General features: G+C 53.6%; 10 protein-coding genes. 5 read left to right on the forward strand and 5 right to left on the reverse strand.

Annotated elements, in window-relative coordinates; all coding sequences use genetic code 11:
• Positions 1 to 153: 153 nt before the first annotated feature.
• Positions 154 to 2,034: a PQQ-dependent methanol/ethanol family dehydrogenase gene (locus BW956_RS08715; RefSeq protein ID WP_076462417.1), complete on the forward strand. Its 1,881-nt coding sequence runs from the start codon at positions 154 to 156 to the stop codon at positions 2,032 to 2,034.
• 70 nt (positions 2,035 to 2,104) lie between these two features.
• Positions 2,105 to 2,752: a pentapeptide repeat-containing protein gene (locus BW956_RS08720; protein ID WP_076462418.1), complete on the forward strand. Its 648-nt coding sequence runs from the start codon at positions 2,105 to 2,107 to the stop codon at positions 2,750 to 2,752.
• Positions 2,753 to 2,809: 57 nt separating this feature from the next.
• On the opposite strand, the gene BW956_RS08725 is transcribed toward BW956_RS08720, so the two are convergent.
• The 3 genes from BW956_RS08725 to BW956_RS08735 all read right to left on the reverse strand — a co-directional run bounded on the left by BW956_RS08725 (position 2,810) and on the right by BW956_RS08735 (position 7,922).
• Complete coding sequence (locus BW956_RS08725; RefSeq protein ID WP_139327152.1) at positions 2,810 to 4,192, reverse strand: tetratricopeptide repeat protein; 1,383 nt, start codon at positions 4,190 to 4,192, stop codon at positions 2,810 to 2,812.
• Positions 4,176 to 5,621, reverse strand: coding sequence for a rhomboid family intramembrane serine protease (locus BW956_RS08730; RefSeq protein ID WP_076462420.1), 1,446 nt, complete (start codon positions 5,619 to 5,621; stop codon positions 4,176 to 4,178). The genes BW956_RS08725 and BW956_RS08730 overlap by 17 nt, the downstream gene beginning before the upstream one ends.
• A 114-nt stretch (positions 5,622 to 5,735) precedes the next feature.
• On the reverse strand, positions 5,736 to 7,922 hold the full coding sequence (locus BW956_RS08735) for an OsmC domain/YcaO domain-containing protein (protein ID WP_076462421.1): 2,187 nt from the start codon (positions 7,920 to 7,922) through the stop codon (positions 5,736 to 5,738).
• Between the two features lie 245 nt (positions 7,923 to 8,167).
• Here BW956_RS08735 and BW956_RS08740 point away from each other — a divergent pair, with 245 nt between their 5' ends.
• Positions 8,168 to 9,151, forward strand: a complete 984-nt coding sequence (locus BW956_RS08740; protein ID WP_076462422.1) for an acyltransferase family protein — start codon at positions 8,168 to 8,170, stop codon at positions 9,149 to 9,151.
• Between the two features lie 82 nt (positions 9,152 to 9,233).
• Here BW956_RS08740 and BW956_RS08745 read toward each other — a convergent pair whose 3' ends face one another.
• Together BW956_RS08745 and BW956_RS08750 are read right to left on the reverse strand one after the other, a co-directional pair.
• Positions 9,234 to 9,884 carry a peroxiredoxin gene (locus BW956_RS08745; protein WP_076462423.1) on the reverse strand — a complete coding sequence of 217 codons (651 nt, stop codon included), beginning with the start codon at positions 9,882 to 9,884 and terminating at the stop codon, positions 9,234 to 9,236.
• Positions 9,885 to 10,082: 198 nt separating this feature from the next.
• Positions 10,083 to 10,982 (reverse strand): LysR family transcriptional regulator, encoded by a 900-nt coding sequence (locus BW956_RS08750; RefSeq protein WP_076462424.1) that lies wholly within the window; start codon positions 10,980 to 10,982, stop codon positions 10,083 to 10,085.
• A gap of 59 nt (positions 10,983 to 11,041) precedes the next feature.
• On the opposite strand from BW956_RS08750, the gene BW956_RS22545 reads away from it, so the two are divergent.
• On the forward strand, positions 11,042 to 11,617 hold the full coding sequence (locus tag BW956_RS22545) for a cyclophilin-like fold protein (RefSeq protein WP_217695114.1): 576 nt from the start codon (positions 11,042 to 11,044) through the stop codon (positions 11,615 to 11,617).
• 26 nt (positions 11,618 to 11,643) lie between these two features.
• On the forward strand, positions 11,644 to 12,390 hold the full coding sequence (locus tag BW956_RS08760; RefSeq protein WP_076462425.1) for an SDR family oxidoreductase: 747 nt from the start codon (positions 11,644 to 11,646) through the stop codon (positions 12,388 to 12,390).
• Positions 12,391 to 12,455 lie beyond the last annotated feature (65 nt).

Genomic DNA, 12,455 nt, shown 5'->3' on the forward strand with positions numbered 1-12,455 from the left:
GGCTTATCCGAATTTTTCCCACTTTCCTTCCGCTCATAGCCCGGTTTTGTCGGGTGCTTTGCCGTGGCCGGTTCTCCTGTCCGGTCCGCACAATGCCCTTGCACACTTCAGCTCCCCTCATGAGCTGTCGTCATTCACCAACAGGGTATTGAAATGATGAAAAAAACAATAACAGCCCCGCGCCGTTCTCTGCTGAGCCAGCGAGTACAAGCGGTCGTACTGGGCGCCGCGATCGGGCTGAGCAGCGCCACTGTACAGGCTTCTACTTCTGAAGTGACCTGGGATGACATTCTGAATGACCAGGCAACACCTGAAGATGTTCTTGGCTATGGTATTGGCCCCAAGGCCCAGCGTTATAGCCCGATGACTCAGCTCAACACTGAGAACATCGAGATGCTGACACCGGCCTGGTCTTTCTCTTTCGGTGACGAGAAGCAACGTGGCCAGGAATCCCAGGCACTGGTACATGATGGTGTCATCTACATCACCGGTTCCTACTCCCGTATTTTCGCAATCGATGCCAAAACCGGTAAGCAGCTCTGGGATTACACCGCACGCCTGCCGGATGATATCCGCCCCTGCTGTGATGTTGTAAACCGTGGTGCAGCCATCTTTGGTGACAAGGTGTTCTTTGGCACTCTGGATGCCGCCATGGTTGCTCTGAACAAGGATACCGGCAAGGTCGTCTGGAAGAAGAAATTCGGTGATCACACGGCCGGCTACACCATGACCGGCGCTCCCACTCTGATCAAGGATCAGAAAACCGGCAAGGTCCTGTTGATTCACGGCTCTTCCGGTGATGAGTTCGGTGTTGTGGGCAAGTTGTTTGCCCGTGACCCGGATACCGGCGAAGAGATCTGGATGCGTCCGTTTGTCGAGGGCCACATGGGCCGCCTGAACGGTGAAGAAAGCACCCCGACCGGTGACCCGCGTGCGCCGACCTGGCCGGATGACCCCAACTCCCCGACCGGCAAGGTTGAAGCCTGGAGCCACGGCGGTGGCGCACCCTGGCAGAGCGCCAGCTTCGATGTCGAGAACAACCGCATCATCGTCGGTGCCGGCAACCCGGCGCCCTGGAACACCTGGGAGCGTACTTCTGAAGGCGGCAACCCGCAGGACTACGACAACCTCTACACCTCTGGCCAGGTAGCCGTCGATCCGACCACCGGTGAAGTGGACTGGTTCTATCAGCACACGCCGAATGATGCCTGGGATTTCTCCGGTAACAATGAGCTGGTGCTGTTCGAATATGAAGAAGACGGTAAAACCGTAAAGGCCACTGCGCACGCTGACCGTAACGGCTTCTTCTACGTTGTTGACCGCGAAGACGGTGATTTCATCCGCGCCTTCCCGTTCGTGGATAACATCACCTGGGCGACACACATCGACCCGAAAACCGGTCGTCCGGCCGAGGTAGAAGGTCAGCGTCCGCCGCCCCCCAAACCTGGCGAGAAAAAGGGTGAGTCCATCGAAGTTTCTCCGCCTTTCCTTGGCGGCAAGAACTGGAACCCGATGGCCTACAGCCAGGATACTGGTCTGTTCTACGTGCCGGGTAACCACTGGAAAGAGGATTACTGGACTGAGGAAGTAACGTACCAGAAAGGTGCAGCTTACCTGGGTCAGGGCTTCCGTATCCGCAAGATGTATGACGACCATGTCGGTATTCTGCGTGCCATGGACCCGCTGACTGGCGATGTTGCCTGGGAGCACAAGGAAAAACTGCCGCTGTGGGCCGGCGTCCTGACTACCAAGGGTGGTCTGGTATTCACCGGTACCGGTGACGGTTACCTGAAAGCCTTTGATGCCAAGTCCGGCGAAGAGCTGTGGAAGTTCCAGACAGGCTCCGGCATCGTCTCCAGCCCGGTCACCTGGGAGATGGATGGCGAGCAGTACGTCGGTATTGCCTCTGGTTACGGTGGTGCAGTGCCGCTGTGGGGTGGCGATATGGCTGACCTGACCAAGCCGGTACCTCAGGGTGGTTCTTTCTGGGCCTTCAAACTGCCGAAATGGGCAGACAAGGTTGCCAAGAAATAATAACCGCATAAACGGTTAACGCTGTCCCCGGGCCTGCCGTTTGGCAGGCCCTTTTTACGGAGATCTGATCATGTCCAAAGCAACCCTGATCTCAGCTGGTGTGCTGACCCTGGTAATGTCTTCAGCAGTGGCGGCTCAATGTGAGCCCGGTATTGAAGCCCAGTGCTCCGGTGCCGATTTGTCAGCACAGGACCTCTCCGGCCAGCAGCTGGATCGCATTGACCTCAGCGGTGCCAACCTGCGTTACGCCGATCTTCGCCATGCGGATTTACGCGGTGCCAACCTGAGCGGTGCAGACCTCAGTTACGCCTTGCTTAGCCGCGCCAACCTGGAAAAAGCGAACCTGAAAGGCGCTACGCTGGATTATGCCAATATGGTTGCCGTAGCGGGTTGGGCCATGCATGCCCAGGGCGCATCGTTCAAGGAAACACGCCTGGATGGAGCCGACCTTTCTTTCGCACGCCTGAGCAACGCACGTTTTGTCGATGCCGTACTCTACGCCACCAACCTGGAGATGGTGTGGGCGACTAAAACCCGCTTCCTGAACTGCAATCTGCAAAACGCTAACCTGCAGGAGGCCAAACTGAATTATGCCAATATGGAAGGTGCTGACTTGCGCGGCGCCAGCATCCGTTTCGCTACCTTCCAGGGCACTCACATGGTGGATTGTGTGGACTGTCCGCAGGACTGGATGGTGCCGAAAAACCCTGTGCAGTAAATATGTTTCATGCAGGAGAGCAGATCTCCTGCATAACCCTCACCTGACTTACCCTTACTACACCTGCCCTTCTGCTACCTGCTCCGGATAACGGATCCGAAGCTGATCAATCAAGCTCTGGCACTTTTCCACCTGGGCTTCCATGTTTGGCATTGCCTCAAGGGCAGTTTTGAGCAAGATCCCTGACTCGACCAGTCGATCATACTCAGGGAATGCCTTATGCAACCCGTTCAACAGCCTGACGGCCGCTTTTGCATCACCGCCTTCAAGGTTCAAACGCGCCAGGCTCAACCTTAACGCAGGCGTCCCTGGTACATATTCGGGCAGGATACGGACCAATCTGCGATAGTTGCGCAACATGGGTATCCCCTGATCAAGCTTGAGTAACAGGCTCAAGTGCTTGTCGGCCATATCCATGAGGGCCTGCCGATCTTCCATCTGGCATAGCAGGTCAAAGTACCGCTGCCACAAGGCAGGAATCTTTGGAGACTGCTTGATGGCAGAATGCAGTAACCCTTTTGCCTGCTCATAGTCGCCCTCTTTCAGACAGATACTGACATGTGCATGGGTCACCGCTTCGGGCTCAGCGTGGTACAGCAATGCGGATTCTGCATCTTCGCTTACATACCCCAGCGCATCCTGATGCTGATACAACAGATATCCCATTAAATGAAAGGCCACCATTGCGTAGTAACTGGATGCTGCCGACTGCAGAATGGCTGACAAAAACAGGAGGTCGTCACCAATCACGGCTTGAATCAGGGAAACCGAGCTCACCATGATAAATAGAAAGCCGACCAGAATGAGGTATGGAATGCCAGTCTTAAGCATCAACCCGATAAAGTTGACCGGATTAATGGCTTCAGTGATCGAATCACTCATGGCCAGGCACATCAGCATGGCCGGAATGCCAATGACCAGCACCAGTGTAATCGTAATAGCCAGTGCTGAACTGACTGAAGAAGCAACAAAATTAAGAAAAATGCCGGTGATGAAAATGATGGCAAACAGCCGGATCAGGATACTTAATGAGCCACCCGCTGCTTCCTGTAGCCTTGGTGGTGTCATATCGCCAGCCGCCGTCGCTTTAAGGCACAGAAAACTGTAGTTCACCGCCAAGCCTGTGCAGAACAGCATTGCCAAAAATTTGATAAAACCGCCCAGCGGCAAGACAGCTAAAAAGGTAGTGGCAACACTCAGACCGAAGATGAACATCATGGCATCAGCCGTCATGGGATAGCGAAACGCCTTGGGCAAGCGCCGGGCCAGGGATTCCATGCTGGACGCCGTTACCCGAATAGTCAGTGGCGAACCACAATGAAAGCAACGTGCTTCACCAGCAATTGAGTGGTCCACACACTCCTTGCACAGGTCGATCTCGCATTGCGAACAGGTGAAATTAGGTGCTGTATCCGGGTGATACTTACATGACTCCATCATGACCCTCCCTGGTCAATTGCTGGATATAGTTCTGATACTTTGCCGCCTGGCGTGGATTATTCTGACTGGAAAACCGGGATGCCAAACGCTGGAGCAACAGTAACAGCTCCCTGGGATCGGCTTTTTGCTGATATAGATAGTCTGTCATGCCTGCAGCGGCGGTCAGGTCGTCCAGCTTGGTAAAGCGAAAAGCCAACTGCAATTGATCCCCGGTTGGCAATATAGTTTGCGCAGATGTCTCTGCCATCCAAAGGCGGCTGAGTTGTGAAAGCTCAGTCGAGGACATGCCTTTCTGAGTCATCAATTCACGGAAGCTGTTTTCAACAGCTTTGCCCGCTTTGATTTTGTCCAGGTTGTAACGAATTTTGGCCAACTCAAAGTCCAGGCCTTCCCGCTCAATCAGATCACTTAACTGTTTACGGGCGTAATCGAACTGCAGGTTCTCAATCGCGCTATAGATATCAGCCAGTGCCTGATTCCTTGCTGAAATGCCCTGTTCCTGTTCTATATAGTCGTCGTTGATGGTGTTGCGGTTAAATGCCATCGAGAGGCCAATCAAAATGGCACCGGCCACAAAACCACCGGCATGTGCCATATACGCCACATTGGAACCTTCCATGAAGAGGTACTGGTAGACCTCCTTACCGATATACAACGGCAGAATCATCAAGGCAGGTGCACGGAAATAACCGGCAAAGCAGAAGATCCAGTAAAAAAACTCGATACGCTTGAGCCTGAATACTGCCAGGTACATCGCCATCACCCCGGATATGGCGCCTGATGCACCGACAAGTGGCACATCACTGCCAAGATTGGTAACGACCTGGGTTACACCAGCCAGAATGCCACCCAGCAGGTAGAACGCCAGAAAACGCAGATGCCCTATGGCCGCTTCTACCGCAAAACCACAGATCAGCAGGAAGATCATATTGCCCAGCAGATGACCCAGGTCGCCATGCAGAAATTGGTGGGTTATCAAAGTAGTGAAGGATACATCCGTTGCCTTCAAGCCATAGGCAAAGCTGCTGACTGATTCAAAGGTCGCCTGTATTTCCGGACGCTTATTGCGCCAGCGAACATAGAGCTGCTCATCAAATACCTGCCGGGCTTCCCCTTGCACCTGGTCATAGTATTTCCGGTCCATCAGCATGGCCTGAGCAAGCCAGTAGACCTGCTCGGAGTCATAGGCTTGTCTGGCCCAGTCCAACTCCTCTTCACGCGAGGGCTGAGCTTCAAGGTAACGCTCGAAAACCGGCCATTCATGCTCGATATAGCCGGCATTATGCATGGCCGTGACGGCATCGTTGATTTTCTGCTGGTCATTGCTCTGGTAGAACAAAAAGACCAGCGTGTTCAAAATCAGAATACTGATCAGAACAACAGGGGTGGTACGCCAGTCAAGGCGCTTCTCGGTAGGGACAATGATCATTATGAATCAGCCTATAGTCCGTTACAGGTGAAGTATGGTTCTTTTTACAGCTCGGGTGCATCTTGCGGGAGCTGTGCGGCCCTTAAGTATTCCACTAAGGGCCGCGAAATGTGCTTAAAGTCCGGCCCGTGCAGCTCTTACTGCATGCAGTTTCTTGTAGCTTTCAATCAGTTTCTGATGACGTTCCAGCCCTTCCAGCTGCATATTGGTGGGCGTCAGGCCACAGAAGGAACGATCACCATTAATGGCACCGATGACATCATCAATCACTGCATCACCAAACATGCGCGTCAGGTTGTGCTGGTAGTCTTCAAACTCCAGCTCATCATCCAGTACGATTTCCAGTACTGCGCGCAGTGCCTGGTAATAAAGGCCGCGCTCAACGGTGTTGTCGTTGTAGGACAGGAACTCACACACCAGATCATAGGCTTCTTCGTACTGCTGCAGCGCAAGATAGATCATGCCCTTGAGCTCACCGACACAGAGCTGGCCCCAGACGGTATTTTCGTCGAACTCAATACCGATCAGCGTGGGCACTTCGGTGTAATTATCCAGCTCACTCTCTTCCAGACGCTCGACCAGGTCGGCCAACGCATCTTCATCCAGCGAGTGGATATTGAGGATGTCTTCACGGAACAACAGCGACTTGTTGGTGTTATCCCAGATCAGATCTTCGACCGGGTAAACCTCGGAATAATCCGGTACCAGGATACGACATGCAGTTGCGCCCAGGTCGTCGAATACGGCCACATACACTTCTTTGCCCAGCTGCTCGAGAATGCCCATCAGGCAGGCATTTTCTTCCTCGCTGGTGCCGGAGAAATCCCATTCATTGAACTCATAGTCAGAGCGGGCACTGAAGAAGCGCCAGGAGACCACACCAGTGGAATCGATGAAGTGCTCAACAAAGTTGTTCGGCTCGGTCACCGCGTGGCTGTTGAAGGTCGGCTGGGGCACATCATTCAGGCCTTCAAAGCTGCGGCCCTGCAGCAGTTCGGTGAGACTGCGTTCCAGCGCCACTTCGAAACAGGGGTGTGCGCCAAAGGAGGCAAAGACGCCACCGGTACGCGGGTTCATCAGCGTGACACACATCACCGGGAACTGACCGCCCAGAGAAGCATCCTTTACCAGAACCGGGAAGCCCTGCTCTTCCAGTCCCTGAATACCGGCAACGATATGCGGGTATTTATCCAGAACTGACTGGGGAACATCCGGCAAGGCGATCTCGTTTTCAATGATTTCACGCTTGACCGCACGTTCGAAAATTTCCGACAGACACTGAACCTGTGCTTCAGACAGGGTGTTACCCGCGCTCATGCCGTTACTGACAAAGAGGTTCTCGATCAGGTTGGACGGGAAATAGACGGCTTCACCATCCGACTGACGTGTGTACGGAATGGCACAGATGCCTCGATCCGCACGTCCCGAGTTGGTATCGATCAGGTTGGAGCCCTTCAGCTCTCCGTCCGGGTTATAGATCTCCAGACAATATTCATCCAGCAGCCCTTCAGGGATTTCATCATCAGGCCCGGGTTTGAACCATTTTTCCGTCGGGTAGTGAACGAACTCACTGTTGGCGATCTCTTCGCCGAAGAACTGGTCGTTGTAGAAGAAGTTACAGCTGGCACGCTCGATAAACTCGCCAAGCGCGGAACACAACGCGCTTTCCTTGCTGGCACCCTTACCGTTGGTGAAACACATGGGTGAGGCCGCATCGCGAATATGCAGTGACCAGACGTTCGGGACAATATTGCGCCAGGAGGAAACTTCGATTTTCATGCCCAGCTGTTCAATCACCCGGGTCATGTTGGCAATGGTATCTTCCAGCGGCAGGTCCTTGCCGGGAATGTAGGTGCGGCCATCACCTTCGGTCATGTCAGAGAACAGCAGCGCGGAGTCTTCATCCAGACTCTTGACCTGATCAATCTTGAACTCAGGGCCTTCCTGCACCACTCTCTTCACGGTACAGCGATCGATGGAGCGCAGGATGCCCTGACGGTCCTTGTCGGAAATAGTGTCCGGCAGCTCAACCTGAATCTGGAAAATCTGGTTGTAGCGGTTTTCCGGGTCGACGATGTTGTTCTGTGACAGGCGAATATCGTCTGTGGGAATGTCGCGCGCCTTGCAGTATACCTTGACGAAGTAAGCCGCACAGAGTGCCGACGACGCCAGAAAGTAATCAAAGGGACTCGGCGCGGAGCCATCACCCTTGTAGCGGATAGGCTGGTCCGCCGTTACGGTGAAGTCATCAAATTTGGCTTCGAGTCGGAGGTTATCGAGAAAATTTACCTTGATTTCCATTGAGTCACTTTCTGGATTCGTGGGTGAAGGGTGTCGCAGGTATCTGCTCCAGGTGCAGTACAAACTCCATTAGCGGCATAAAACCTCGCAATGGTTAGCCTGATAGCAGGCGACGTGAACTGGCGCGAATTCTAGCATGCTTCCGGTGCCCAGGACGAAATTCTGCCCCTCCATGCCTGCATCCAAACTGTCATCGACCTCCCCTAAAGTAGCGCAGAATACCTGCTGGTCATCGAGGTCGTTCAATGGGGCGTTCACTTTTACTCGACAGTCTTCGAATATTGGCAATAGCACTGGTGCTCATTGCGCATACAGGGCAGCTTCTGGGGCATGAAAGCGGCGCGTTCTTTGGCTGGAAGAACATCTATTTTGTCAGTCTCGGAGGCGTGGGAGTAACCCTTTTCCTGGTGTTGTCCGGTGTTCTCGCCGGTTTAGCCAGGCCGGTACCACTTAAAGGTTACGCTGCTTACCTGTTTAAAAAGATACAGCGTATCTATCCGCTGTACTGGATCTCCATTCCGCTTGCCATGTTCGGCTACGCCCTGAGCGATGGATTGCTGCAGGGCGATATGCCCGACCTCTTCCCCAATGGTGTTGCTGTGGATCTGGTCGGCAGTCTGACGGGCTTTTATGCCTGGTGGGGACTTTGGGGTGGCCCTTATAACCCGCCAAGCTGGTATATCAGCCTGATTATGAGTCTCTATATGCTGGCACCGGCCCTGGTGTATCTGCTGAATCGTTGGGCACTCCCGGCATTGCTGATACTCTTCTGTGTCAGTCTTGCCAGTCGCTGGTATGTCGGCCAATGGGGGCTGCCGTTTCTGGATATATCCGTGCTGGAGCAGGTGGAAGGCTGGTTATACCGTCAATACGGCTTCATGCCCGGCCGTCCGGGTGACTGGTTTCCGCCCTGTCGCCTGTTCGAGTTTGGCCTGGGCATCTATCTTGCGTTGATGCTTCCGCCTACCGCTTGGCAGTCGCTGAAACTGCCTTTGACCGGCCTGGTCCGCAAACTCAGTGACCTGTCGTTCCCGCTCTTTCTGGTGCATTACCCGTTTCTGTTTTTGGTCGAAACATTCCGTGACACGGGTATCACTGTCTCACTGGCGATCAGTCTTTACCTGGGGCTCATGTTGCTGCTGGCCGATTACTGCAGCCGACTTGAGAGTTGGTTGCTGAGGAAGTTACGCAAGAAGAAGCGCGCTCAGGATGTCCACGCCGAAACCTGAACACAACGGCTTGTGAATACAAAAATGCCCTGCCGAGGAGCATTACCGGCAGGGCATTTCAATTACAGCCTGTTAGTAACCCTTACGGCTGTTTGGTGGTACGCAGGTACGGCAGTTTGATATCGATATCGCCAAACTTGGCTTTGGCTTCATCATCATTAAGTGACAGGGCAACAATCACGTCCTGACCGCTCACCCAGTTTGCCGGAGTTGCGATGGGTGTCTGATAAGTTGCCTGCAATGCATCCAGGGCACGCAGCACTTCTGCGAAGTTACGGCCGATAGACATCGGGTATGTCATGGCCAGCTGCAGTTTCTTGTCCGGGCTGAAAATAAACACAACACGTACGCTGGCAGAGTCTGCAGCTGTGCGGCCATCCGCCAGGTAGGCATCTGCGGGCAGCATGTCCAGTGCCTTGGATACAGCCAAGTCATCATCAGCGATGATCGGGAATTTTGCCGGTGCACCCGAGAACTTCTCGATATCTGCTTTCCATTCAACGTGCTCGTCAACACCATCGACAGACAGGCCGATTACTTTGGTGCCACGCTTTTCCCACTCGGCCGCCAACTGGGCCACGGCACCAAATTCGGTGGTGCAGACGGGCGTAAAGTCTTTCGGGTGGCTGAACAGGATTGTCCAGCTGTCACCGATGAAATCATGCAGTTTGAAATCACCCAGATCAGTTTTCAGATCAAGATTCGGAACGGTGTCATTAATGCGAAGTGCCATCTGCTTTCTCCAATTGTCTTCCGTTGATGTGCAAGCTCGCCTGCACTGAGAACATAATCACATAAGCTTATAACCAAAGTAAATTTAAGATTTCAATCAGCGTCATAGTGATCGGATATCAACCGCACAGAGATCATGACAAACCCAGATTAGCAGAGTCTCGCCCCAAAGAATGTGAAGCTGCAGGTAAACCGGTTCCTATTGTCCGGGGTCATACTGCAATGCATCGACCAGTACCCGAAAGGCACGTGAGTCCTGCCGACGATGCGGGTAATAGAGAAAATACCCGGCTGAAGGCGGGCACCAGTCCTCCAGTACTGCCCTCAGTCTGCCCTGCTTTATAGGCTCCTCCACCAGGTCTTCCGGCACGTATGCCAGCCCATATCCATCCAGCGCCGCCCGGATCACTGGGTAAATATTGTTGAAGGTTAACTGACCATCGACACGTACTTTCAATTCACGGCCGTATTTTTCAAATTCCCAGGCATAAACACCCCCGTGCGTTGGCAAACGCAGATTGATACAGCTGTACTCGGTCAGGGCTTGGGGGTGATCGGGTATACCATGCCGATCCAGATACTCAGGTGAGGCGACCGGCAGAAAGCGCATGTCAGGGCCTATACGCACCGCAATCATGCCATCCGACAAGTGTTCTCCCAGGCGTACACCCGCATCGAACTTTTCGGCAACGATGTCAGTCAGGCCGTAATCATTGACCAGCTCGACCTTCAAATCGGGGTACTGTTGCAACAAGGGCGCCAGTCTTGGCCAAATCAGGGTATCGGCAGCATGGTCGCTGGTGGTGATTCGGAAAGAACCGGCCAGTTGGTCACGCATATCGATGACCCCCTGCAGCTCTTCTTCAATCTGTGACAATAAGGGCGCTATTCGTGACAGCACACGCTCGCCTTCGCTGGTGGGCGCTACACTGCGCGTCGTCCTTGTCAGCAGGCGCACGCCCAGGCGACTTTCAAGCCCTCTGATTGCATGACTCAGTGCCGACTGGGATACGCCAATCTGCGCGGCGGCATGGGTAAAGCTGCCCACACGGGCTACCACAACGAAGGACATCAGGTCAGTAATATTTTCTCTTAGCACTACACTAGCCTCTATAGGTTGGCAGTCGCCCTGTTCTTTCAGCAATAGATTAATTAATCATGCTCATAAGAGATAGAAATTTACCTCTATTTATTGCATCAGTTTCCTCCCTTATCGTGTATGCCATCGAAAAGGCCATGCCGAAAAGGGTGAACGCGATGGCGCACAATTTGACGTACAGACAGCTATCAAAGATATCGGTCACTTCTGCCGTTATCGCATTAATGCTGATCTCGCCCTTCAGTCATGCTGAAACCGCCAACCAGAGCACAGAATTCATGAATATCCTCATTACCACGGATAAAGGCGAGCTCAAGGCAACCCTGGAGCAGAATGCAGCCTCAGAAGCATTCAGCCGCTTACTGCCGCTAGAACTGGACCTGAGTGACTATCACGCCACTGAGAAAATTGCCGATCTGCCGAGCAAGCTGCCTACCAAAGGTCTTCCCGACGGGATAGATCCGGAAGTCGGCGATCTCACCTATTTCGCTCCCTGGGGTAATCTCGCCATTTTCTATCGGGACTTTGGCTATTCACGCGGGCTGATTCGGCTCGGGCGCATCGAGGGCGACCTTGGCCTGCTGACCGCCGAAGACAATCTGAGGGTGGTTATTTCACCTGCTGACAACGACTGAACCGATACTCAACCAGGAGATTCACCATGCTTAATAACATCGCCGGAAAAGTAATTGTCATCACAGGTGCCAGCAGCGGTAACGGCGCAGCGGCGGCCCGCCACCTTGCCGAATGTGGTGCGACTGTCGTCCTGGCTGCACGCCGCCTGGACCGTATCAGTGCACTTGAAAAGGAGCTGACCGACGCCGGATTCAAGGCGAAAGCCGTTCAAACCGACGTGGTGGATGAAGCCCAGGTAAAGGAACTGATCAACACAACCGTTGACAGCTTTGGCAAAATCGATGTGCTGATCAATAACGCCGGCATCATGCCGCTGGCACCTTTGGAGCAGCTCAAGACCAACGAGTGGGACCAGATGATCGATGTCAATCTGAAAGGCACCTTGTACGGCATTGCGGCTGCCCTGCCACAGATGCAGAAGCAGAAGTCCGGTCATATCATCAATGTTTCATCCGTTTACGGTCACAAACTGGGGCCGGATGCCACCGTTTACTGCGCAACCAAGCATGCCGTGCGCGCGCTCTCGGAAGGTCTGCGTCAGGAAGTGAAGCCGTATAACATCCGCACTACCATTGTCTCTCCGGGTGCCGTTGCGACCGAGCTGCTGGACCATATCAGTGATGAAAAAATCCAGTCCGATACTCGCGCATTTGTCGACCAGATTGCCATTCCGGCAGACAGTTTTGCGCGTATGGTAGCTTTTGCCATTAATGAGCCCGAAAACGTGGATGTGAACGAGATCCTGTTCCGCCCCACGGCGCAGCCGATCTGATAACTGCCCGGGGCCTGTTTAATCAGGCCCCGGCACCTTTGCTGCCCGGATTTAACCTCCAAATA

The organism is Marinobacterium stanieri (genome assembly GCF_900155945.1).
In the GTDB taxonomy this organism is placed as follows: Bacteria; Pseudomonadota; Gammaproteobacteria; order Pseudomonadales; family Balneatricaceae; genus Marinobacterium; species Marinobacterium stanieri.

Excerpts from the sequence above, each read along its gene's own strand:
- BW956_RS08715 (WP_076462417.1), top strand. The coding sequence starts at position 154 with ATGATGAAAAAAACAATAACAGCCCCGCGCCGTTCTCTGCTGAGCCAG.
- BW956_RS08720 (WP_076462418.1), top strand. The coding sequence starts at position 2,105 with ATGTCCAAAGCAACCCTGATCTCAGCTGGTGTGCTGACCCTGGTAATG.
- BW956_RS08725 (WP_139327152.1), bottom strand. The coding sequence starts at position 4,192 with ATGATGGAGTCATGTAAGTATCACCCGGATACAGCACCTAATTTCACC.
- BW956_RS08730 (WP_076462420.1), bottom strand. The coding sequence starts at position 5,621 with ATGATCATTGTCCCTACCGAGAAGCGCCTTGACTGGCGTACCACCCCT.
- BW956_RS08735 (WP_076462421.1), bottom strand. The coding sequence starts at position 7,922 with ATGGAAATCAAGGTAAATTTTCTCGATAACCTCCGACTCGAAGCCAAA.
- BW956_RS08740 (WP_076462422.1), top strand. The coding sequence starts at position 8,168 with ATGGGGCGTTCACTTTTACTCGACAGTCTTCGAATATTGGCAATAGCA.
- BW956_RS08745 (WP_076462423.1), bottom strand. The coding sequence starts at position 9,884 with ATGGCACTTCGCATTAATGACACCGTTCCGAATCTTGATCTGAAAACT.
- BW956_RS22545 (WP_217695114.1), top strand. The coding sequence starts at position 11,042 with ATGCTCATAAGAGATAGAAATTTACCTCTATTTATTGCATCAGTTTCC.
- BW956_RS08760 (WP_076462425.1), top strand. The coding sequence starts at position 11,644 with ATGCTTAATAACATCGCCGGAAAAGTAATTGTCATCACAGGTGCCAGC.